Raw genomic sequence first — 22,429 nt, 5'->3', positions numbered from 1 at the left:
GGGAGGCTGATTAATTGCGCAGCAAACGCCGAAGAGCGGCCGCGATGGTGGAGGTGGTGGGACGATGCGACTTCCAGAGATTCGGATGATACGGGATCGGCGTGTCCTTGGAGTTCAGACGCATGGGTGGTGCATCCAGCAGATGGAAGCCATCTGTGGTGACGCGGGCGATGATTTCCGCCGTGACGCCGCCCCAAGGGAAGGCCTCGCCGAGGGCGAGCAGACGCCCGGTACGGGCGACGGAGGCCAGGATAGTGTCCGTGTCCATGGGCTTCACGGAGCGGAGATCGACGACTTCGATTTGATAACCATCGAGCTGCAGTTCCTCTGCGGCACGCAGGGCTTCATGCACCATGGCGCTGTACGTCACGATGGTAGCGTGGCGGCCCGGACGTGCGATGCGCGCCTTGCCGATGGGCAGCTCGCGGTCGCCGATCTGGTCGGCCTTGAGATGGTAGTAGAGGAACTTGTGCTCGCAGAAGATGACGGGGTCGTTCAGCTTCACGCTGTCCAGCAGCATCCAGTAAGCATCCTCCACCGTGGCAGGCGTGACGATCACGAGGCCGGGATAGTGCGCGTAAAGGGCCTCCATGGACTGGCTGTGAAACGGGCCGCTGCCAGCCGTGCCGCCGGAAGGCAGACGGATGGTGATGGGGCACGGCACGTTTGTGCGCCAGTAGAGCGTGGCCGCCTGATTGACGATCTGATTGAAGCCGATGGAGGAGAAATCGGCGAACTGCATCTCAATGATGGGCCGGGCACCCTCCACCGCCGCGCCTATGGCCATGCCGACCATCGCGTCTTCGCTGATGGGTGCATCAAAAACGCGGTTCGGAAATTCCTTGCTGAGGTTCTTCGTGGCTTTGAACGCGCCGCCGAAGGTGGCGATGTCCTGCCCATAGAGAAACACCGATGGATCGTCTCGCAGGGCCTCATACTGGGCCTCTCGAATGGCTTCGAGGTAAGTGATGCTCATGCTTCGTGCTGTCCCTCCACAAGCTCAGCGCAGGACAGGGCCTGCCAGTTTTCTTTGAAGGGATCAGGAGCTGGTTCTTTGGACACTTTTGAAACGGTTTGGTCGACGTTGCGGCGCACCTCTTCATTGAGCTCGCGCAGATCGGCGGATGACATCCAGCCGCGATCACGGGCGAAGTCTTCGGCCACCTGCAGGCAGTCTCGCGCGGAGGGGCCCTGCCGCTTGGTATCAGGAATGTAGGAGGCGTCATCGTGCTCGCCATGCCCGGCCAGGCGTAGCAGCGTGCCCACGATCATCTGCGGTCCGCCACCCGCGCGTGCCCTGTCGACCGCAGCCCGGAAGGCTTTCAAACAGGAGGCGAGATCCGTGGCATCCACCGTCACGCCTTCGATGCCATAGCCCGCCGCACGATCCACCAGATTCTCACAGGCATACTGACGTGTGTTAGGCGTGGAATAGGCGTACTGATTGTTCGCGATGCTCACGATGATGGGCAGCTTTTCCACCGCCGCCATGTTCAGACCTTCATGGAAGGCACCGGTGGAGGTGCCGCCATCGCCAATGCTGGTGGCCCCGATGCTGTCGGCCAAAGTTCCGGCCATACGCCGGGCGAAGAGCCCGCCCGCCACGACTGAAAGCAGGCTGCCCAGATGGCTGATCATGGCCAGGTGCCCCTCTTTCGGGCGGCCACGGTGAATATTGCCATCCCGTCCGCGCATGGGGCCGGTAACCGCCCCCAAGTAGGTGCGGACGCAGTCGATGATCGGCTCCCCAAAGGCAATGCGACCGGCTTGGTCACGGATCAGAGGGCCGTAGATGTCCTGGCCCTTCCGCAATTGCACGCCCAATGCGGCACTGAAAGCTTCCTGGCCTTTGCCCAGATAGACCCCGCCGACGATACGACCGCCCGCCCGATAGAGCGAACCAAGCTTTTCTTCCAACACCCGGGACAGCAACATGTGCTGGTAGGTGAGGAGAAATTGATCGCGAAAATCGGCTGTCAGGTCGGTTTCGACGCAGTTAATCGGTGAAGCTAGTGCCACGAGGTATATTTGGTATCAAGCGCAGCAGTTTCGTCAATAGCGTCGCGGTAAGGAATCCGCTACTTTGGCAGAAATTTTAACGCATGTGGCATCCGTCCAGCTTCGCTTGTGACAGTTAGTTTTTAAGATTTTGAGTGACAAAAGTAAGGCATTTGAATAAAATACATTGAAATTTCAATAACTGAGTGCATTTTTAATAAACTAATCCTAATTTTTTAGAATTCCATGGAATCGCTCATCGCCACTGCTGCTGCTGATCCCGCATTCTCAGGCTTCCAGCTTCAAAGCTATGGAAGCCTGCTATTGCCGGATCATCCCATCCGCTTTGGATTTCAGGTGGATATCGTCCCTGACAACTGCCCCACGAGCATTCTCTTTGGCCTCGTCAGCCGCGATCCCGTCAATGGTGGCCATGCCGCCAAGACCACAGGTTTTGCCGTGCGTGTGGATCTGGAAATGCGCGAAGTTTGGGATGCTCTGAATAACAGTGGTCTCGTCGGCTGGGTGGAGCACCCCAAGGGACTCGCCGGTTTCACGGACGAAGAGCCCCTTCTTCTAGGATGGGAAATCGAATATCATGGCAATGCCTTGATTCCCAAGCTCGTGGTGGCGGATCAGCAGTGGCTGTACCCTGCCATCCAGTGCCCGCATCCCATGGTCATGGAAACGGTGATCGGCTGGGAAGGCGAATGGGAGCGTGACCCGCGGGCCACCTTCCTGCATCCGGCCCTCTGGCGCGAGCAGCTCCCCATGCATTCCGCCCAGCAGCCCGAGGCCATGGCGGCTTAGGCCGTTCATTTTCAAAGGGAACTTTCGGAGAACCAGGCAAACTCAAGCTCCGGCTTGAATCTCGGCGTTTTTCCCGTTACCAGACGGGCTCATGAAAAATACGGAAAGTCGCATCCTCATCACCGGCGGAGCCGGATTCATCGGCAGCGCCCTCGTCTGGGAGCTCAACCGCCGGGGCTGCGAAAACATCGTCGTCTGCGACCGCCTCAGCACCGACGAGAAGTGGAAGAACCTCGTCCCGCTCAAGTTTGCCGACTACATCGACGGCAACGACCTCCTGCAGGCCGTGCTGCACAGCCCCGGCAAGCTCGGCCATTTTGACCACGTCCTCCACCTCGGCGCCTGCTCCGCCACTACCGAGCGCGACGCCGACTACCTGATGAGGAACAATTACGAGTTCACCAAGCAGCTCTGCCAATGGTCGCTGGCCAATCAGACGCGCTTTGTCTATGCCTCCTCCGCCGCCACCTACGGGGACGGCGCCCACGGCATGGACGACCAGATGCCCGACATCCACGCCCTGCGCCCGCTGAACATGTACGGCTACTCGAAGCACCTCTTCGACCTCCACGCCCGGCGCGAAGGCTGGCTGCCGAACATCGTCGGCCTCAAGTACTTCAACGTCTATGGCCCCAACGAAGACCACAAGGCCGACATGCGCAGCCTCGTGCACAAGGCCTGCGGCCAGATCCTCGCCACCGGCAAAGTCCAGCTCTTCAAATCCCACCGCCCCGACTACAAGGACGGCGAGCAGATGCGCGACTTCCTTTATGTGAAGGACGCCATCCGCATGACCCTCCACCTCGCCGAAACCCCGAGCGCCGGCGGCCTCTTCAACCTCGGCTCCGGCAAAGCCCACACCTGGGTCGAACTCGCCACCGCCATCTTCACCGCTCTGGGGAAGGAGCCGAACATCGAGTTCATCGACATGCCCGAGCACCTGCAGTCCAAGTACCAGTACTACACCTGCGCCGACATCACCAAACTGCGCGGCTCAGGATTCAGCACCGAGATCACCCCACTGGCCGAAGCGGTGCGGGATTACGTGCAGGGCTACCTCGTGCCAGACAAGCGGCTGGGGGATGAGGTGGGGTGAGTGAAGCAATTCAACGTTTCCGATCAGGCGATGACGAGCGTGAAGCGTGGACGGCATGGCTCGATGCCACACGAGCCGTTGCCTGCATCTGTTTCGTTAGGCGATTTCGGCCGATTGCTAAGTGATGGGTGCTCCATGCTCGTCTCTGAGTCGTGGTCCATGATGGATGTAAAAATGAAGGTGCTTGGCACTCTGGTAATCACCGCTATTGGTGGATAGCCGGCAGCCGCCATGCTCAACCGTGATACGTCGGCAATGATCGCTCGCAACGACCATCATCTCCTGAACGACGGGAAGGTCACCAGGCTCCAGTGCCGCGAGCGACGAGATATGACGCTTGGGGATGATGACGATATGTACGGGCCAGTATGGCTGCGTGTGGTGAAAGGCGAGAACCTGTTCAGTCTCAGCGATCCGCTTGATGGCGATAACCCCTGAAAGCACTTGGTCGCAGTAGAAGTCCATTTGTGGTGAAGATGCCGCCGAAGAAGTTGAGGCTAAATACGGAGAGATGCCATGCAAGCCGCTGCATGCATCCGTTTTATTCGGCCACGGATGGGTTGGCCTTCATGTGGCAGTCAACTGGGGTGTACTACCCACAGCGGAGTCCTTGCTATCCGTGCCATGCGCCCGTCAGTGAGCTCCTATGTCAGACAAAATCAAAAAGCGCTTCGGAATCTGGATGGACACTCACCACGCCACCATCATCGGTTACGATCCCGCCGCCGCTGTCTTCACCGTACTCGGTCATGCTAAAAATCCCGGTCCCGGCTCCAACTCGAGTGAGAATGCGGCGAACCATCTCGAAATCACCCTGATTCACAAATTCTTCAAAGAGATCGACCACCATCTGGTGAACGCAGATGAGATTCATATCACCGGCAGCGGCACCATTCAGGAACAGTTCGTTCACCACCTCTCCGAAACGCCCCAGTTCAAAAAGACGGCCGTCTCCCAAAGCACCTCCAATCCGATGAGTGATGAGAAACTGGTGGAGTTCGTGACCCACCATTTCAAGAACTAGGTTCCTTTGAGCGCTTGGAGTGCTCGATAGCAAACGCGTCACATCAGCCCGGAGGGTCGAGTGGCGCTATTTGCTTGGCGGCACTCATCTTGGTCCAGAGCCATTTGCGGCAATGCGGACAACGCTCATACCTTTCATCGCCGAAATTGATGGCCAGCATGGAAGGCTCGAAGTCGTAGGCGCACTCCGGACAGTGCCGGATGCCGTACATCAAGCGCAGGGGCAGAACCTTTCCAAAGATGAGGTAAACAAGCCAGGTCAATGCTCCGATCAAAAGAGCCACCAGCCACAATCACCTCCCAAATCGCACGGCCCAGACCTCCCACATTCCAGGTCATGAGGCTGATGGGAAAGTTCGCCGCCCAGTGTGCCGCCATGGCTCCGCCAAGCCCCAACAACCAGCCCCGGCGCAGACGCGAGAGCGTGATGGCCACAAAGGCGCTGTGAAACACACACGTCATCAGCCGCTCGCTTACGTATCCGCCAAACTGATAAAACGGCAGCTTCGCCAAAGCTGGCTGGTGGGAGATACGCTCCGCGATGAACCACATCTCCCCCAGCGCAAAGGCGAGCCCGATGCCGAGGGCATTGCGGGTGAAGTTCTCAGGCCGTATGGCACGCAAGATCGCTGGAATCAGCAGCACCAGCAGCTTCGCAGACTCCTCCGTCAGCGGCGCATACAGTGACGCCATGAACTGATAGGCAAAAGATGTCCTCGCCAGATGTCCGGCAATCCAATGATCCAACGGCAGGCGCACCCAGTAAAAGGCCAGCGGCTTCAGCGGCAGGCAGATCATGATCGCCCCCAGCAGCAGCCAGCCATTGGCAGGTTTGGGCAGCTTGTAGATGAGCGCGCCAAAACCCGCGATGGCAACAAGACTGGTCAGGAGGGCGGCGATGTAGATTCCGGGCATTCGATAATGACACGGATCAATGCCCCATTATCCTCACTCTGATTCCAGCTTGCATACGACCAAATATGCCGACCGTTCAAGACATTGACCGATAGAAAGATCAGAAGCATATGTCTCTTTGGACACCTGCTCGGTCAAGCCTTCGACACTTCGAAGCAGAGGCATGAGATAATCAACCTTGATGGCATAATTGACATTTTGTGGCAGGGAACCAGTGGCGAGCGCCACAGAAGTGTCATTGAGACGGGCATTGACCACCCCCACCACAGACTGGCTCATGCTTAACAGCGGACCGCCTGAATTACCCGGTTGAATGGCCGCATCGATTTGATAATGCCGAATATCATCCTGCATGCCTTTCATCCCGCTGATCACCCCACGTGTCAGCTTGATGCTCGTCCCCTGAATTTCAGGATTCGGGAAGCCCCCGACAGCGATATCGTCCCCCAGTTTTACAGAATCACCCGCACCGATTTTGATCGGAATCGTTGCTGCATCCACCTTGAGAACAGCGAGGTCATTTTGGTGATCGATGGCAACAAGCTTGGCAGCAACAAACACATCCCCCACGCGCACAGAGATTTTTTGAGCCCCGTCAACAACGTGAGCATTGGTCACAACGTGCCCGTTGCTCGTAACGGCAAATGCAGTGCCGCTCGATGAAAGACTCTCCTTGGTGAGCTTTGGCGTGCGTCTTTTCCCCGAGTTTTCGTCAGAAGGAGACAACCGGTATTCCCAAATGGCGACTGCCTCGTCTAAAGTGGGTGCAAAACTGCGTATCGTTCGCTCATATCCTTTTCCATCCTTGTAAGTGTATGATCCAGCCCAGTAAATGTCTCCATTGTATGTTTCATTGTCAGCGATGTCATTTTTGAAATCCCCCCAGATCATCATGAATTCGTTTGTGTAATAGGGGTTTTGAGCTGGCTGCTCATTGACAAGCATGCCGTAATCCAAAACTTGAAGCACCTTGAACGGGATGTTCGGATACGAGTTGCTTAGAACTCGATTCGCAAGGTAACAATACCGTTTGTCCTGCTTGCTGAGCAGCCTTTCATTAAACTTCATGCGAGTTCCATCTTTCAAACTCACCGTGACATCCGGCGGGCTGTATGAAATGAGCTGCCCGTGAAAAGTCTTTGTTCCATCGGCACTTTTCCACTCGCGAGCATTCAGGCTGTTAACAACTACCGTGAGAAAAAGTGTGACTAAAATCCAACGCTTGGCTGCTGTAATCATATTTCTCTAGTCTCTGAAGATTCAAGACCTGAAGTTCATAGTCAGCGCATTCATCGCGCACAGGGAATAATGAAATTTCTTAACCACTATTCAAGTAACAGCACATTTTTTGCATGTCAATTTTTCCAACTCCGGGCACTGCCACCTATCCAGCTCTCAACTCGGACCGACTGCATTCCGACATTCGACAACACCGGAATTGCATGCTAAACACCACGCCCCATGTCAGCCCCCACCAACCGTCTCGACGCCCGTTTTGCCCAGCTTCGCACTCAGAAGAAGAAGGCATTCGTAGCCTATGTCTGCGCGGGTGATCCCACACTGGACGCCACCATCGACATCGTTCTGGCCCTGGAACGTGCGGGTGCAGATGTCGTGGAGCTGGGTGTGCCCTTCTCCGACCCGCTGGCGGATGGCGTGGTGAATCAGATGGCGGCGGACCGTGCATTGAAGGCCGGTGCCAGCACGCCCAAGGTGTTGGAAATGATCAAGAAGCTGCGTACGCAGTCCCAGGTGCCGCTGGTGCTCTTCACCTATCTCAACCCCGTCTACACCTACGGCTATGAGCGATTCCACATCGACGCGGCTGCCGCCGGAGCCGACGGCGTGCTGGTGCTGGACCTGCCGCCGGATGAGGTCGCGCAGAATGCGGAGCTCAAGCCCACGCCGGAACTGCGCCACATCCAGCTCATCGCCCCGACATCCTCGACCGAACGCATCACCAGCATTGCGAAAAGCGCAGAAGGCTTCGTCTATTATGTAAGCCGCCTCGGCGTCACGGGCGCGCAGGTGGAGATCGCCTCGGGCATCGCCGAGCAGGTGGCCATCATCCAAGCGGCCACGGACGTGCCGGTCTGCGTGGGCTTCGGCGTGTCTAATCCCGCCCAAGCCGCCGAGATCGCCAGTAAAGCCGATGGCGTCGTGGTCGGCAGCGCCATCGTAAAGTTGATTGAACAAAACGGTTCGTCCCCGGATTGCGCCGCGAAGGTGGAAGCCTTCGTGAAGCCCCTCGTGGACGCCGTCAAAGCCCTCTGATTTTCCTCCTATGACTCTCTCATTCACCAAAATGAACGGCGCCGGCAATGACTTCGTCATGCTGGACAATCGCGACCTTTCCATCGCGCTGACCAAAGAGCAGATCGAAAAGCTCTGCGACCGCCATCGTGGCATCGGGGCCGATGGCCTCCTCTGCGTGGAGCCCGCCACGGCAGACGGCGACTTCAAGATGCGCTACTACAACGCCGACGGTGGCGAGGCCGAAATGTGCGGCAATGGCGCGCGCTGCTTTGGCCGCTTTGTGAATCATCTTCACGGCGACAAGCTCACCAAGATCCGCTTTGAGACCCTCGCCGGCATCATCTCTGCCGAGTTTGAAGCCGGTCACGTGCGCATTAACATGAGCGCCCCGCACAACCTCAAGCTCTCCCAGCACCTCGAAGTCTCCGGGGCCGGGCTGACCGTGCACAGTGTGAACACCGGCGTGCCGCACGCCGTGGTGATGGTGGATGATCTGGAAGCCGTGCCCGTGCGTGAGTGGGGCGCATCCTTGCGCTACCACGAAGCCTTCAAGCCCAAGGGTACCAATGCGAACTTCGCCAAGGTCATCGCCCCCGGCAGCATCGCCATCCGCACCTATGAGCGCGGCGTGGAGGACGAAACCCTCGCCTGCGGCACCGGCATGGTCGCCTGCGCCCTGATTTACCACGAGCTCACCGGCGAGCCCAGCCCCATCAGCGTCCTCGTCAAAGGCGGCGACACCCTCAAAGTCGGCTTCGAAGAGCCGGACAAGAGCGAGTACACCAATGTGACCCTGTTTGGCCCGGCGGACTTTGTGTTCACGGGGAGCGTCACCATCTGACCAGACAAACACCCGGAGCCCCAGGGATTGAGAGCTGAAAGCGCCTCCGCTCAGGTCGCCGCCGTCCCCTAAATTTCCAATTTTCAGTTTTCAATTCTCAGTTTTCAGTCCGAAACACTGTATTCTTCCCATCCCCTTATGTTCGCAGGAACCCACACCGCTATCGTCACCCCCTTTCGCAACGGCCAAGTCGATGAAGCCGCCCTCAAATCGATCATCGACTTCCAGTTCGACAATGGTGTGACAGGCGTTGTGCCTTGCGGCACCACCGGGGAGTCCCCCACGCTGGATCACGAAGAGCACACCCGCGTGGTGAAGCTGACCGTCGAGTTTTCCAAAGGCCGTGGCGTGGTGATGGCAGGCACGGGATCTAATTCCACCCGCGAGGCCATCGAGCTCACGCAGGAAGCCGAAGCAGCAGGTGCCACCGCATCCCTGCAGGTCGCGCCGTATTATAACAAGCCGACCCCGGAAGGCCTGTATCAGCATTTCAAAGCCATCGCGGACAACACCAAGCTCCCCCTCATGCTTTACAGCATCCCCGGACGCTGCGGCATTGAGATCGGCCTGGATGTGCTCGTCCGTCTCGCGGAAAACTGCCCCAACATCCGCTCCATCAAGGAAGCCGGCGGCAATCCCGAGCGCGTCAGCCAGATGAAGCAGATCCTTCCGGCTGACTTCGAAATCATGTCCGGCGACGACGGCCTCACCCTGCCCTTCATGTCCGTGGGCGGCGTCGGGATTGTCAGCGTGGCGGGAAACATCATTCCAAAGCAGATCAGCGAGATGGTGCAGCTGGCCCTCAAGGGCGACTACGTCTCCGCGTTGAAGATCCACACCAAGTACTACCCTCTCTTCGCCGCCTTCCTGAAGCTGTCCACCAACCCCATCCCGATCAAAACCGCGATGGCGCTGGCTGGCTACTGCACCGACGAGCTGCGCCTGCCGATGACCGGCATGGAGCCCGACAAGGTCGCGGAGCTGAGCGCCACGCTGAAGAAGCTGGGCATCATCTAAAAACCAGCGCCATGAACGCAGCCTGCCCTCCGCCATTCTTTGCGCGGGGGCTGTGTTTGCTGGTGTGCTCCCTGCTTGCCACTTCGTGCGCCACCCGCTCGAAGCCGGATGCTGCTTGGAACAGCCTCAAGATATGGCACCAAGTCGCCAGCAATCCGCCGACCTATGTCCCGGCTGGCTATGGCGCCACACAACCGCGAACCGACCATGATGGAACCTGGTTTACGGACAAACGAGATGGCAAACGCGTCTTTGTTCCCAAACAACCTGTGCGCCATTGGGAACACGGCGTCCTCCTTGGCGAGGCGAAAAAAGTGACTGGTTTTGACGACAAGCCCCGCTTGTCTCCAGGTCAGAAAATTTGCTGGGGTATCCTCGCATTCTTTGCTGCCATGGGTGACACGAAGCTTCCGCTTCCCGACTGAGGTCGAAACCGGGCATGTTTGGGTAGCCGCTGGACAGCCAGCCGCCGATGCGGCATCAATAGGGCATGAAGTTTCTGCGCCACCTATGCCTTCTTTTGCTGCTGGGGCTGTCCAGTTGCAGCTATCTTGCCAAAAAGTTTGGATCCTCGAAGAAATCGCCCGAGGACAAGCGAGTTGGCGAGGCCAAGGTGATTGGCGTGATCGAGCTGGTGAACCCGGAGCAGAACTACGTGCTCATCAATTGCGAGCACCGGGTGGACATTCCGGCGGGTACCGAGATCATCTCCCAGGGCATCAACGGCACGGATGCGAAGCTCAAGGTGACACCGGAACGCAAAGGCAACTACATCACGGCGGACATCACGCAGGGCACCCCGCAGCTGCGCGATCTAGTGATCTATCAGATCAAGCGCGATGCACCGCCACCGCCCACCACGACCACCGCATCGGGTGCCATCGTGCCTTTGGCTCCGGTGATGAAGGCCGATGTGATCCCTCCGCTGGATGCTCCATTTCAGCCGATGGCACCAGTCCAGCCAACCTTCGTTCCATCTCCGGCTCCAGCACAGGCTGCGCCGCCGCCCCTGCGGCAGGCTCCGTTGGCCCCTGCCCCACCGCCCGAAAAAGAGCCTGAGGCGGATCTGAGCAAACTACCGCCTGTGATCCGATGATCTCCGAAAGCGAGGCACTCGCACGTGTGCTGGCGGCGGTGACGCCCCTGCCGGCCGAACAAGCGACATTAATGAATGCGCTGGATCGTTATGCCGCGCAGGATGCGACAGCCACAGTACCGATTCCGGCCTTTGATCAATCCGCGATGGATGGCTATGCCATTGTCGCCGCTGAGAGCACGACCGCCCAGCCACTGAGGGTGACGGGCGAACAGGCAGCCGGACTGGATGATGGACTGCGTCTCCAAAGCGGCGGTGCCATTCGTATTTTCACCGGTGCGCCGGTTCCTGCTGGAGCCGATGCCGTGATTATGCAGGAGGATGTGCGGCGTGAAGGAGATGCCATCATTTGCACCGATCCCGTCACCGCAGGAGAAAACATCCGGCGCGCTGGAGCAGATCTTTGCCAGGGCCAGTTCGTGCTGCGCGCGGGAGAGCAGATCACCCCCGGCCGCATGGCCTTGCTGGCCTCTCAGGGGCTTGATCAAATCTCCGTGCATTCTCTGCCGCGTGTGGCGGTGCTGAGCACGGGCGATGAACTGGTGACGCCCGGTTCCGGCCCGCTGCAGGCTGGACAGATTTACAATACCAACGGCCTCATGCTTCGTGGCATGCTGGCGCAGCTGGGCATTCGCACCAGTACCCTGGCCCACTGCCGGGATGATCTGCAAAGCACCACCGAGACACTGCGTGAACTGATGCAGGCCCATGATGTCGTATTGATCAGCGGCGGTGTTTCCGTCGGTGATCATGATCAGATCAAGCCCGCTCTCAAAGCGCTCGGCATCGAGCCCGGCCTCTGGCGAGTGAAGGTGAAGCCGGGCAAGCCGTTTCTCTTTGCCCAAGACGCACACACCCATTTCTTCGGCCTGCCGGGAAACCCGGTGTCTTCCTTCGTAACCTACCTGCTGTTTGTACGTCCGGCTCTGCTAAAAATGATGGGCGCAGCGCAATCCCATCTCAAGCCACGCCTGATCCCCGCCACCACCGGGACTGCGCTCTCGAATCCGGGTGACAGGCCCCACTATCTGCGTGGCACGCTCACCCAAGGTCAGTTCATGCCCTTCGGCCTGCAGCAGAGCCATGCCCTGCTGTCCCTGAGCCGTTCGAATGCACTGCTGCGGCTGGAAGCCGGGCAAAATATGCAGGCGGGGGATGCCGCCGATGTGTGGTTGCTGGATTGATTGGTTGCGCACCCCGCACCGCCATCCATTCTGCCGGTCTTCACATGGAACACGTTCTCGTCATCACCCGTCAGCTCTTCGATCAACTCGGCAGTTTTCAAGGCTTTCAAGCCGATGCCACGCGCTACTTGCACGCGATGCTGGCCCCGGGAGCCAATCACTTCATGGAGCGCCCTGCGGCTGAAAAAGACCCCTCCCACAAGCAGCTCATCCCCTATGCCATCTTTCATCACGAAGGCCGCTATCTGAGCTACACACGCGGCGGCAGTTCGGGAGAGAAGCGCCTCGTGGCGAAGCGCTCCATCGGCATCGGCGGCCACATCAATCCGGTGGACACCGCACAGGATGGCCTCGGAGAAACGATGTACTACAACGGCGTCGAGCGTGAGATGGCCGAGGAGCTGGTGATCGGCGGCACACACACGCAGAAGGTCATCGGCCTGATCAACGACGACGCGACGGAAGTCGGCAGCGTGCACCTCGGAGTGGTGCATTTCTTTGACCTCAGCAGCGACGATGTGCAGTCCAATGAAGACGCCATCCAGGACCTGCGCTTTCACACTCTGGCGGAGCTGCATGCCATGCGCGACCAGCTTGAAACGTGGTCGCAGATTTGTGTCGATCACCTGTGGAGCGTTCAAAAATAATTGATATTTATGCGTCCATAAGAAATGCTTGTCTCTTGAGTCAACGAGTGTTTCTCTTACTTTAATGGAAGAATCATCACTCAGCGCCGCAGCGACCCCCATCGCTTCGCTGAACCCGCCCGCTCCAAACAGCAGTTCTGCTGAGGATCGCATCCTGGTGGACAAAGCTCAGGCGGGTGACACGCGTGCCTTTGATGACCTCGTCCGGAAATACACACCCAAGCTCTATGGTTTGATTTATAACATGACCTCGAACCGCGAGGACACCGCCGACTTGCTGCAGGATGTGTTTGCCAAAGCTTACCGCTCCATCAAGCGCTTCATGGGCAAGTCTTCATTTTACACATGGATCTATTCCATCGCGGTGAACATGACTTTGAACTTTCTTAAGAAGCGAGGGAGGCATCATAAAGTCAGTCTTGACGATGTAGATACGGGCATCGAGAACGACCCCGAATTCATTCGCGTCACCACGGCCAACTCGGGCACGCTGCGCGAGGTCAACATCCACGAGCTGCAAAAAAGGTTGAACGCAGCCATGATGAAGCTGTCAGAAGACCATCGCACGGTGGTGACTTTGTACGACGTCCAAGGTCTCCAGCATGCCGAAATCAGCAAGATACTTGGAGTCTCGGAAGGGACTGTCAGATCACGTTTGTTTTATGCACATCGCCTGCTGCAAACTTATCTTGAGGACTTCGTTAAGTAATAACGCCCCTCATCAACGAAAAGAAACAACAATCCACAGCACGCCATGAGTGAGTTTGAAGACATCCAGCGGTTGATTCGATTGAAGCGGTTCGAACAACCTGAGGAAGGGTTCACCGAAAAGTTTCTCCAGCAGTTTCATCAGAGGCAGCGCGCTGAAATGCTGCAGCAGTCGTCCTTGGAATTGTTCTGGGAGCGTGCCACCACCTGGTGGAGCAATCTTCTGGTGCCCAAATGGGGCATGGTGGCGGCGGCGGCTTCCGTTTGCGCCATGAGCCTCTGGCTGCTTTCGCATCCTGCTCAAAAGACCGGTGTGGAGCTTACCGCGGCCCCCGTCGTTCCTGAGAAGCCTTTTATTCCCAAACTGGACCTGAGTGACATCCCGCTGGCACGCATGGCTGAGCATGACGATGCCACCATGGCCGACATGCTGATCCGCAGACACCTTGAGGTGCGCCCCGCTCTCGAAGGCAAGGTATTGCCCGCAAATGGCTGGGAGCAGCCCTCACTACGCAACGCCAAGCCTGCCATCCAGTCAGGTCTCGAGGGCATGCTGGGCAAATAAGCCCCACTCCCGCACATGCAGGCTTCAGGCGGGCCAATGGCCCCTGGCAGGTGAAAACTTCCCTTTGCCAGCAGGGCTCCCCCGGCGTAAACCTCGCGCTGCTCATGGGAAACCGCCCTGACATTCGCCTAACCACCCGAATTAGTTTCGGACTCATCCGCGCCTGACGCCGCCGGGAGAGTCCGTTTTCATGCATGCCTGCGCTTAAAGCGCCCCCGGCATTCGGCGTTCCGGACCTCATGGCAACCGCCACCCCGGCCAGTTTTCTCGTTGCACCCACCTTCCATCTCTTCATTTCCCCTCCCCACATGTCTCCAGTTACCATCTATGACACCACCTTGCGTGACGGCACGCAGGGCACCGGCATCTCCTTCAGCACGCTCGACAAGATCCGCGTCGCGGAAAAGCTCGACGAATTCGGCGTGCACTACATCGAAGGCGGCTGGCCCGGCTCCAATCCCAAAGACGCCGCCTTTTTCGAAGAGGCCTCCAAGCGCCACTGGAAGACCGCGAAGATCACCGCCTTTGGCATGACCCGCCGTGGCAAAATGAAGGTCGAGGACGATCCACAGGTCAAAATGCTGCTCGATGCCAAAACACCTGCCGTGACAATCGTCGGCAAGACTTGGGCGCTGCACGTCACTGAAGTTTTCCAAGTCAGCCTGGAAGAGAACCTCGCCATGATCTCCGACACGGTGGCCTACTTGAAAAAGCATGGCCGCGAAGTGCTCTATGACGCGGAGCATTTCTTCGACAGCTTCAAGGAAGACCCGGAATACTCGCTCAAAACCATCAAGGCAGCTCAGGATGCCGGAGCAGATCTCATCGTGCTCTGTGAAACCAACGGCGGCGCGCTACCAGAGTTCGTTGAGGACACGACACGCAAAGTCATCGCCCATCTGGGACGGCCCGTGGGCATCCACACGCACAACGACGGCGGTGTCGGCGTGGCCAACGCACTAGCAGCCGTGCGCGCCGGAGCCTGCCAGGTGCAGGGCACCATCAATGGCTACGGCGAGCGCGTGGGAAACTGCAACCTCACCACCATCATGCCCAACCTGCAGATCAAGATGGGCATCTCGCTCGGCATCGACCTCACCCGCCTGCGCGAGCTCGCCAACTTCGTGGATGAACTCGCCAACGTGCCGCATGACATCCGCGCCCCCTATGTGGGCGTGGCTGCGTTCACACACAAAGGCGGCCTTCATGTACACGCGGTGCAGAAACTGGCCCGCACCTACGAGCACGTGGATCCCACGCTCGTCGGCAACCAGCGCATCATCACCATCTCAGACATGTCCGGCCAGTCCAACGTGCTGGTGAAAGCCGAAGGCATGGGCTTCAAATTTGCCAAGGGCGATGCCCGGGTTCAGACCATCCTCACCGAGGTGAAGCGTCTCGAAAGCGAAGGCTACGAATTCGAAGCTGCCGAGGCTTCCTTCGAGATGCTCATCCGCAAGCAGCTCGGCCAGCATCAGCCGGTGTTTAACCTGATCGAGTATCACTCCACGCACCGCTTCCACGGCGGTGAGCATGGTTTTGAAACCTGTGAAGCCACCATCAAGCTCGAAGTCGGCGACAGCCGTGTTTACACCGTGGATGAAGGCGACGGCCCGGTGAATGCGCTGGACAACGCACTGCGCAAAGCCCTCCTGCCCTTCTTCCCGGCGCTCAAGGACATGCGCCTGGCAGACTACAAGGTGCGCATCATCGACGGCGGCACCGGCACGGCGGCGAAGACACGTGTGCTCATCACCAGCACGGATGGCAACGCCACCTGGGGCACCGTCGGAGTGAGCTGCAACATCATCGACGCGAGCTGGAAGGCTCTTGTCGATGGCATCGAGTACTTCCTGCTCAAGCAGGCGGCATAGCACCAGCTCAGAGGAGGGGCATCCTAATGCAAGCGACGGAGATTAGTCGTCCTCTCACCCCAACCCTTTGACTCACCACCCGAAGTCACATTGAAGATTGGCCAAACACCACAAACTAACGGGGGCGAACAAAACGGATGCAGGCAGCGGCTCGTATGGCATCTGTCGTGTCAGCGACGCTTCCCGCTCGCCGTCGCCTGTTCCGAAATGTTAGTCGAAACTCCCGCACCATGAGTCATCAAGGATACGAAGGCTGGTTTCCGGAATGTATCGTCTGCAACATGGGCAATGTGAGCGGCGCCATTTGCCTCGATTCGACCTGTCACGAAATGTTTTATGCTGACTCGTTGGAAGCCCCGCGAGTCAGCGAAGGTGACTTTCTTTTCCGCGACAATCATCATTGGAAGAAATGCTGCTGCTGCGACCACCTGATGCTTTCCGATCCCGGCGCTTGGGGCAGTTATTGCATTTGCATCTCGTGTTTCACTGTTTACTTCCGCGCTCGTCGCCTACCACCGAATTCTCCGTGCTTGGTTCACCGCGATCTTGCAGCTGGTATTTTGCGCCATCCGGACGACATCTGGGTTGTCGAACCTAGCTCAGATAGGTGAGCCTCCATTTACTTTGCAGCCTTCATGCCCGCTGCCTCCAGCACGGCCAGCAAATCTGGTGGCAGCGGTGCTTTAATGGTGAGCTGCTGACCCGATGCGGGATGCTTCAGGCTCAGTTCATGAGCATGCAGGAAGAGCCGTTTGGCCAGAATGGTTTTGCGCAGTTTGCGGTTCAGATCAAACGAGCCATACACATCATCACCCACCAGCGGAAGCTGCCTTGAAGCCGCCTGCACGCGGATCTGATGCGTCTTGCCGGTGATCAGTTCAACTTCGAGCAGGACCACGCGATTGAGCGCATTCGCCTCCAGCACCCGGAATTTCGCCTCGGCATTCGGACGTGCTCCATGGCGCACCGTCGTGCGCACTTGGTGTTTGGCGTGGGCTGTGATCAGGTGGTCCAGCCACACGCCTTCAGGCTTGGCAGCGCTGCCACTGCACAGGGCGAGGTATTTTTTTCGCACCAACTCCGCCTCAAAGGCCGCACGGCAGGCGGCGGCTGTTTTTTCATCCTTGGCCCCCAGCAAGACACCCGAGGTGTCCTGATCAAGACGATGCAGCAGCCATACCATACCAGCCGCCGTTTTGAAACAGCGCCGGTCATGATCATAACTGCCTTCAAACGCCGCCATCTGCGGTTTGCCCGCCTTCGGGTTCGGGTGCGAGAGCACGCCATGTGGCTTGTTCACCACAATGAGGAAACGATCCTCATGAAGGATGTCGCAGCGGGTCATGGCAGAGGCGGGAGTCATTGGGGCTGATACTTCTGCACCAAATACTCTTCCAGCGCATCGAACCAGTTGCGAATCTCACTGCCCAGCAGGCTTTGCAATTTCGCATTGCTCATCACCGTCATGAGGGGGCGTGGCGCCTTGAGCTGCGTCAGGCTGGCAAGCTCGATGGGCTTCACGATTGTCGTTTTGACCGGCACCTCCAGCCGGGCGGCAATGGTAAGCGCGGCCTCAGCCCAGGAATGCCATGAAGCGACGCCGCTGTTGCACAGATGCAGCACGCCGCTGGTTGTCGGATGCCGGACTATCAATTGTTCGATCCAGCCACAGATGTCAGCGTTGCTCGTCGGCACCGAAATTTTATCTGCCACGGCACTCAGGTCGTCAGTCTGCAGCGCACGCTGAATGATGCTGTCAGGATGGCTGGGTTTGTGCGGACCAAACAGCCACGAAACACGTGCCACGAGAGCGCCGGGAGATGCCTTCAGCACCGCCTGCTCTCCGGCAAGCTTGGTGCGGCCGTAAATGTTTGCCGGGACCGTCTCATCTGCCTCAAACCACAGGTCACGCTCCTTCCCGCTGAACACATAGTCGGTGCTGAAATGGATCATGCGTGCTCCACGCAGCTCACAGCATTCAGCAAGAATCTGCGGTGCCACCGCATTGGCCAGGAATGCGCGCTCCGGTTCGACTTCACAAACATCCGGGCTGGTCATCCCTGCGGCATTGAGCAGCACATCGAATTTCTGTGATGCCAGCGCCGCGGCGATGGTGTCTGGCCGCTCAAAATTTAGATCATCACGCCCCCATGACAGGGTTTCAAAACGGGCGGCAAAGTGGCGGTGCAAGGCGCGGCCCAAGCCACCGGTGGCGCCGAGAATGAGGATGCGGGGGGCTGGCATGCCCCATGCTTGCCATGCCTCCCGTGCTTGCAAAGCCAAAAGGTATGTCCAAGGTGAGAGCAGGACTGATTAAGGATGAATGAGTGAAGCACAGCCCAAAATAGTAATCATCGGCGCCGGCCTTGCGGGGCTGGCATGTGCCCGTGTGCTGGCGGCGGCAGGTCGTCCCTTCACCATTTTGGAGGCATCCAACGCCGTTGGCGGCCGGGTGCGCACGGATGTGGTGGATGGCTTCCAGCTCGACCGCGGCTTTCAAATCTTCCTGCCGGCCTACCCTGAGGCCAGGCGAGTGCTGGACTATGAGGCTCTCGACCTGCGACCGATCTACCGTGGGGCGGATGTCTTCGTCAAGAATCGTTTCCACCGCCTGGCGGACCCTCTGGCTCATCCGCTCACAGCTCTGAAAAACTTCAACGAATCCATTGTCTCCCTGCGTGACAAATGGACCACGCTGCTGCTGCGCAAGGAGGTCTTCGGCCTGCGCGCCCCCCCGGCCGAGCTCCCAGAAATGGAAACAGAGGATTACCTGCGCGACTTTGGCTTCTCTGAAAACATGATCGACCGCTTCTTCCGCCCGTTTTTTGGCGGGGTCTTTCTGGAAAAAGATCTGCGCACCAGCGCACGCATGATGCTGTTTTTATTTGCCATGTTTGACCGTGCGGGCAGCGCGGTGCCAGCACGTGGTATGCAGGCGATCCCGAATCAGCTTGCGCTGGCCCTGCCACCGGGAAGCCTGCGCCTGAATGCTCCGGTGGCCGCCGTGCGGGCTGGTGAGGTCACCTTGGACACCGGAGAAGTGCTGCATGCAGACCATGTGATTGTCGCGGTCAGTGAAGAGGTGGCTCATCGGCTCTTACCTCCTGTGGAAAACACCACCCTCCTTCCCAGCCGCTCCACCACCTGCATGTATTTTGCCACGGATGACCTGCCGCCAGGGGATGCCATCCTGCATCTGGATGGGGATGGCCGAGGTCCGGTCAACAGTGTTCTCGCACTCTCGCGCGTCTCTCCACACTATGCGCCGCCGGGACAGCATCTCATCTCCGCTTCCATCATAGGCGCTCCATCCAGCACCGAATTGGAGCAGGTCGTGCGCGAACAAATGCGCAGATGGTTCGGAGAGGCCGTCGTCTCCAAATGGCGGCACCTGCGCACCTACCAGATTCGTCATGCGCAGCCGGAAAGCAGGCAGCTGCGTCTTGGTGAAGGCCCGCTTGCCAGTGTGATCCAGCCCGGCCTGTACCGCTGCGGCGACTGGTGTGAGCAGGTCTCGATCAACGGCGCGCTTCTCAGCGGCCGTCGATGCGGAACGGCGGTAATGAAAGCGTTGGGAGAACCGAGCCTGGATTAGGCGTGGCCGGAGCGGACTCCGTGGGCAGCACAAACGGGTTGATCGTGGCAGGGGCGCTGTTGAGCCGAACCTCCACCTTCGTCACGCCAAACTTGTCCGGCTTCTTCTCTGCAATCGCACGCAACTCCTGCGCAACGCCCTCGATATCCGCCCGGTTCTTGAGGTCTCGAATGGTCACGGTGGTAAAGCCCGGACCCGCCTGCACGTCGATCTTGCTCGCGGGCACCCCCATGTCCACGTGAATGAGTTTCTCCCAGGCACTGGCATGCTGCAGGTCTGGCAGCGTGATGAGACCGACTTTGTGATAACGCGCCTCTTCCTCTGAGTTCGATTCAGGTATGGTGGCGGCCTGCTTGCTCTGGCAGGCGACGAGACAGGTGAAGACGGCGAGGAGGAAAAATCGGGGGATCACAGTTTGATAAAGGCCTTCTGTTTATACAGCCACCAGCAGATCAGCCAAAGCACAAAAAGCACTCCGCAACGCTCAATGACCGGTGTCCAGTACGCCGGGAAAGCCGTCTCCGGCAGGTGCTTATGCAGATTCTCGTTGATCCACCCCGCACACAGGCTGTGCAGCAGATAAATCACAATGCTGTTCATGCCCACGACCACCAGCGGGAAAACCAGCCGCCTCATGCCGAGGATCTCCACCAGCCAGTAAAAGATCGAAAGCAGGATGAGCACCCAGCCACCGCTCAGTATAGCCCAGGAGGGTGTCCAGATGCGCTTCACCACTGGCAGCAGCGTGTATTGATCGAGCTGCGCACCCACCACGGGCAGGATTTTGAAATCAAGCGCCGTGCCTGCCACCACCAGCAGAATGCCTGTGATCAGCAGTGTGGCGCACCTGCCTTTGTCCGTTTTCCGGCTGTTCATCAGGAAGCCACCCGTGAGAGCGCCACCGAGCATCGTGGCAAGTGCAGGGATGAAGTTGAGCGTTTGATAGCCCCCATTGGTATACTGGTAGGGCTTTGCCTGCGGCAGGAGATTGAGCCACCAGCGGTCAAAGGCGGCAGCGGCATTGGTGTGGATGTTCCAATGCCCGGCAAAACCTGGCAGGATTCCATGCGCCGAATCCTTCATGCCCGCGATGGCGGCGAGTTCCTGCGGCGTCGGCAGTGGATGATTGACGAAGAACCAGGTATACCCCGCCAGGATCAGAATGATGCCGGACAAGATGTATTCCCACCCCATGCGTGACAGGAGAAACAGCACGAAATAGCCGAGGCCGATCTGCGCCAGCACATTGGTAAAGAGAAACACCGTATGCTTGTCTCCCGACCGCGTGGCCAGCATCACCCCCAGCGCCACCAGCAGGATGGAGCGTGAGAGCGCATGCCAGGCCATGCCAAAAAACGACTGCCCGTGCTCACGCCTCTTCGCATACGAAAACGGTACCGCCATGCCCACCATGAACATGAAGCTCGGCTGGATCAGATCCCACAAGGAGCAGCCCTGCCAGTCCTGATGCGCGAACTGCGGTTTGATGAACTCCCAGACAGAGCCTGGATGCGCCGCCGCCATCTGCGCTATGCCAAAGCCCCCGGAGGCCATCAGCAGCATGATGAACCCTCGAAAAGCATCGAGGGACAGAAGACGTGGGTTGGAAGTGGTCGGGTTCATGGAGCAACCACAAACGCCACTCATGCAGGCCTGCTATCGAAAGCCGTGAAGGTTATGCTCAGGCAGCCTTGAGAACCTCGTGCGTGTGGATGGCAGGATTGACAATGTCACGCACGAACTGAGCCGGCTCCGCACCTTCTCCAAAGACATAGATGCGGGTCCGCAGGGTGAGCTTTTTGATCTCAAAACCCGGATTCTGAATGCTGCGGTAATAATTGAGGATCATTTCTTTTTCCAGATCCAGCGCCGCACCTTTCATTCCGTATTCCAGCACAAAGGCGGCTTTTTCAAACGCAGGCTGGCCGCCGATGCGGGCCTCCTGGCTGATGGAATCGATCAAAACCTTGTCCACAAAAGCCTTCAGCGCCGCCTCATCCCCTTCGAACTCGATCTTGTACACCCGACCTTCGCGATATTTCAGCGGCAGCGGGTGGGGAGCGTAGAGCAGCTTGTGGCAGTCGCTTTCAGTGTCGAATTTACCGAGGATTTCAAAAATTTGGGTCACGAGGGTGGCGGGGATGGTTGCCAGCCTTCCTAGCAAGAACGCCCGCCCGCGCAAGCTCGCAGCGACCCGCCGTGAATCCCTCTTGCCACCCCAGCCCCGGCCTGCTAGAACTGCACTGTTATGCCACGTATTCAATTCACCACTCCTGACGGTGCCTCTGGCGCCCTCGAACTCGACGCCGAACGCATGTCCGTGGGACGTGCTGATGACAACCAGCTCATCATCGCTGACGATTCTGTGTCCAGTCATCATGGTGAGTTCACCTTCGACGGCAGCAGCTGGACGCTCACCGACCTTGGTTCCACCAATGGCACCAAAATCGGCGGTTCCCGCGTCGAAACCGTCAATCTTACCCCAGGAGGTGCGTTTCAGCTTGGCAATGTGAACTGCGTTTTCCTCGGCGATGGCGAAGAAGAAGCCTATTCCGCCCCGACCGCCACAGTTTCCACTCCCTCCAGCGGGTATGGGAGCCTCCCCTACAATGGTCGTCTGCGCACCGGCTTTGGCCCGAAGGTGAAGCAAAAAAATCCCGGCGGAGCTCTGGTGACCCTGCTCGGAGTAGCTGGCATACTGGCCTGCGGTGCCGCCATTTATTTCGCCAATCAAATGGGAGCCTGAGACTGCCAAAATAGCACGCGCTTGCGAACCTGGCTCCCGTACGGAGCACTCCAGCGGT

General features: G+C 58.4%; 25 protein-coding genes. 15 read left to right on the top strand and 10 right to left on the bottom strand.

Annotation, left to right across the window (positions count from 1 at the left end):
- Positions 1 to 10: 10 nt before the first annotated feature.
- Positions 11 to 976: an alpha-ketoacid dehydrogenase subunit beta gene (locus tag AC24GY_RS04895; protein ID WP_422319820.1), complete on the bottom strand. Its 966-nt coding sequence runs from the start codon at positions 974 to 976 to the stop codon at positions 11 to 13.
- Entirely contained in the window at positions 973 to 2,019 is a 1,047-nt protein-coding gene (locus tag AC24GY_RS04890; RefSeq protein ID WP_487680789.1) for a thiamine pyrophosphate-dependent dehydrogenase E1 component subunit alpha, read from the bottom strand. Before AC24GY_RS04890 ends, AC24GY_RS04895 begins: the two co-directional genes overlap by 4 nt.
- A 225-nt stretch (positions 2,020 to 2,244) precedes the next feature.
- Here AC24GY_RS04890 and AC24GY_RS04885 point away from each other — a divergent pair, with 225 nt between their 5' ends.
- Positions 2,245 to 2,808 (top strand): hypothetical protein, encoded by a 564-nt coding sequence (locus tag AC24GY_RS04885; protein WP_422319822.1) that lies wholly within the window; start codon positions 2,245 to 2,247, stop codon positions 2,806 to 2,808.
- 91 nt (positions 2,809 to 2,899) lie between these two features.
- Positions 2,900 to 3,904, top strand: a complete 1,005-nt coding sequence (gene rfaD / locus AC24GY_RS04880) for an ADP-glyceromanno-heptose 6-epimerase (RefSeq protein WP_487680786.1) — start codon at positions 2,900 to 2,902, stop codon at positions 3,902 to 3,904.
- A gap of 117 nt (positions 3,905 to 4,021) precedes the next feature.
- Here rfaD and AC24GY_RS04875 read toward each other — a convergent pair whose 3' ends face one another.
- Positions 4,022 to 4,369, bottom strand: a complete 348-nt coding sequence (locus AC24GY_RS04875) for an HIT domain-containing protein (protein WP_487680785.1) — start codon at positions 4,367 to 4,369, stop codon at positions 4,022 to 4,024.
- Between the two features lie 181 nt (positions 4,370 to 4,550).
- On the opposite strand from AC24GY_RS04875, the gene AC24GY_RS04870 reads away from it, so the two are divergent.
- Positions 4,551 to 4,928 carry a hypothetical protein gene (locus tag AC24GY_RS04870; protein ID WP_487680783.1) on the top strand — a complete coding sequence of 126 codons (378 nt, stop codon included), beginning with the start codon at positions 4,551 to 4,553 and terminating at the stop codon, positions 4,926 to 4,928.
- A 134-nt stretch (positions 4,929 to 5,062) separates the two neighbouring features.
- Here the strand turns inward: AC24GY_RS04870 and AC24GY_RS04865 are convergent, their stop codons facing one another.
- Positions 5,063 to 5,842 carry a hypothetical protein gene (locus AC24GY_RS04865; RefSeq protein ID WP_487680781.1) on the bottom strand — a complete coding sequence of 260 codons (780 nt, stop codon included), beginning with the start codon at positions 5,840 to 5,842 and terminating at the stop codon, positions 5,063 to 5,065.
- 33 nt (positions 5,843 to 5,875) lie between these two features.
- Positions 5,876 to 7,081, bottom strand: coding sequence for a S1C family serine protease (locus tag AC24GY_RS04860; protein WP_487680779.1), 1,206 nt, complete (start codon positions 7,079 to 7,081; stop codon positions 5,876 to 5,878).
- A gap of 222 nt (positions 7,082 to 7,303) precedes the next feature.
- Here AC24GY_RS04860 and trpA point away from each other — a divergent pair, with 222 nt between their 5' ends.
- From trpA to cimA, 10 genes are all read left to right on the top strand, one after another.
- Entirely contained in the window at positions 7,304 to 8,116 is an 813-nt protein-coding gene (gene trpA, locus AC24GY_RS04855; protein ID WP_422319828.1) for a tryptophan synthase subunit alpha, read from the top strand.
- A 10-nt stretch (positions 8,117 to 8,126) separates the two neighbouring features.
- On the top strand, positions 8,127 to 8,939 hold the full coding sequence (gene dapF / locus AC24GY_RS04850) for a diaminopimelate epimerase (protein ID WP_487680776.1): 813 nt from the start codon (positions 8,127 to 8,129) through the stop codon (positions 8,937 to 8,939).
- 138 nt (positions 8,940 to 9,077) lie between these two features.
- Entirely contained in the window at positions 9,078 to 9,956 is an 879-nt protein-coding gene (gene dapA, locus AC24GY_RS04845) for a 4-hydroxy-tetrahydrodipicolinate synthase (protein WP_487680774.1), read from the top strand.
- An 11-nt stretch (positions 9,957 to 9,967) separates the two neighbouring features.
- A complete protein-coding gene (locus tag AC24GY_RS04840; RefSeq protein WP_422319831.1) occupies positions 9,968 to 10,381 on the top strand; it encodes a hypothetical protein in 414 nt (137 codons plus the stop codon).
- A gap of 65 nt (positions 10,382 to 10,446) precedes the next feature.
- On the top strand, positions 10,447 to 11,052 hold the full coding sequence (locus tag AC24GY_RS04835; RefSeq protein ID WP_422319832.1) for a hypothetical protein: 606 nt from the start codon (positions 10,447 to 10,449) through the stop codon (positions 11,050 to 11,052).
- A complete protein-coding gene (locus AC24GY_RS04830) occupies positions 11,049 to 12,236 on the top strand; it encodes a molybdopterin molybdotransferase MoeA (protein ID WP_487680771.1) in 1,188 nt (395 codons plus the stop codon). Before AC24GY_RS04835 ends, AC24GY_RS04830 begins: the two co-directional genes overlap by 4 nt.
- A gap of 44 nt (positions 12,237 to 12,280) precedes the next feature.
- A complete protein-coding gene (locus AC24GY_RS04825; RefSeq protein WP_487680770.1) occupies positions 12,281 to 12,883 on the top strand; it encodes a hypothetical protein in 603 nt (200 codons plus the stop codon).
- 64 nt (positions 12,884 to 12,947) lie between these two features.
- Complete coding sequence (locus tag AC24GY_RS04820) at positions 12,948 to 13,592, top strand: sigma-70 family RNA polymerase sigma factor (RefSeq protein WP_422319835.1); 645 nt, start codon at positions 12,948 to 12,950, stop codon at positions 13,590 to 13,592.
- Positions 13,593 to 13,637: 45 nt separating this feature from the next.
- Entirely contained in the window at positions 13,638 to 14,156 is a 519-nt protein-coding gene (locus AC24GY_RS04815; protein WP_487680768.1) for a hypothetical protein, read from the top strand.
- Between the two features lie 308 nt (positions 14,157 to 14,464).
- On the top strand, positions 14,465 to 16,030 hold the full coding sequence (gene cimA / locus AC24GY_RS04810) for a citramalate synthase (protein WP_487680766.1): 1,566 nt from the start codon (positions 14,465 to 14,467) through the stop codon (positions 16,028 to 16,030).
- A gap of 619 nt (positions 16,031 to 16,649) precedes the next feature.
- Here the strand turns inward: cimA and AC24GY_RS04805 are convergent.
- Together AC24GY_RS04805 and rfbD are read right to left on the bottom strand one after the other, a co-directional pair.
- Positions 16,650 to 17,393, bottom strand: a complete 744-nt coding sequence (locus AC24GY_RS04805; protein WP_487680764.1) for an RluA family pseudouridine synthase — start codon at positions 17,391 to 17,393, stop codon at positions 16,650 to 16,652.
- Positions 17,390 to 18,274 (bottom strand): dTDP-4-dehydrorhamnose reductase, encoded by an 885-nt coding sequence (rfbD, locus tag AC24GY_RS04800; RefSeq protein ID WP_487680762.1) that lies wholly within the window; start codon positions 18,272 to 18,274, stop codon positions 17,390 to 17,392. Before rfbD ends, AC24GY_RS04805 begins: the two co-directional genes overlap by 4 nt.
- 79 nt (positions 18,275 to 18,353) lie before the next feature.
- On the opposite strand from rfbD, the gene AC24GY_RS04795 reads away from it, so the two are divergent.
- Positions 18,354 to 19,625, top strand: coding sequence for a protoporphyrinogen/coproporphyrinogen oxidase (locus AC24GY_RS04795; RefSeq protein WP_487680760.1), 1,272 nt, complete (start codon positions 18,354 to 18,356; stop codon positions 19,623 to 19,625).
- On the opposite strand, the gene AC24GY_RS04790 is transcribed toward AC24GY_RS04795, so the two are convergent.
- Genes AC24GY_RS04790 through AC24GY_RS04780 form a run of 3 tightly spaced genes read right to left on the bottom strand, consistent with a single transcriptional unit; the run spans position 19,564 to position 21,753 of the window.
- Entirely contained in the window at positions 19,564 to 20,037 is a 474-nt protein-coding gene (locus tag AC24GY_RS04790; protein ID WP_487680758.1) for a hypothetical protein, read from the bottom strand. The genes AC24GY_RS04795 and AC24GY_RS04790 overlap by 62 nt on opposite strands.
- Entirely contained in the window at positions 20,034 to 21,248 is a 1,215-nt protein-coding gene (locus AC24GY_RS04785; RefSeq protein ID WP_487680756.1) for an acyltransferase family protein, read from the bottom strand. The genes AC24GY_RS04790 and AC24GY_RS04785 overlap by 4 nt, the downstream gene beginning before the upstream one ends.
- A gap of 58 nt (positions 21,249 to 21,306) precedes the next feature.
- Positions 21,307 to 21,753 carry a hypothetical protein gene (locus tag AC24GY_RS04780; RefSeq protein ID WP_422319843.1) on the bottom strand — a complete coding sequence of 149 codons (447 nt, stop codon included), beginning with the start codon at positions 21,751 to 21,753 and terminating at the stop codon, positions 21,307 to 21,309.
- A gap of 120 nt (positions 21,754 to 21,873) precedes the next feature.
- Between AC24GY_RS04780 and AC24GY_RS04775 the strand changes: the two genes are divergently transcribed.
- Entirely contained in the window at positions 21,874 to 22,371 is a 498-nt protein-coding gene (locus AC24GY_RS04775) for an FHA domain-containing protein (protein ID WP_487680754.1), read from the top strand.
- Positions 22,372 to 22,429 lie beyond the last annotated feature (58 nt).

Source organism: Prosthecobacter sp. Pr1 (genome assembly GCF_057652315.1).
Note: the sequence above shows the minus strand (reverse complement) of the source record. Positions and strands in the feature narration are given on the sequence as shown.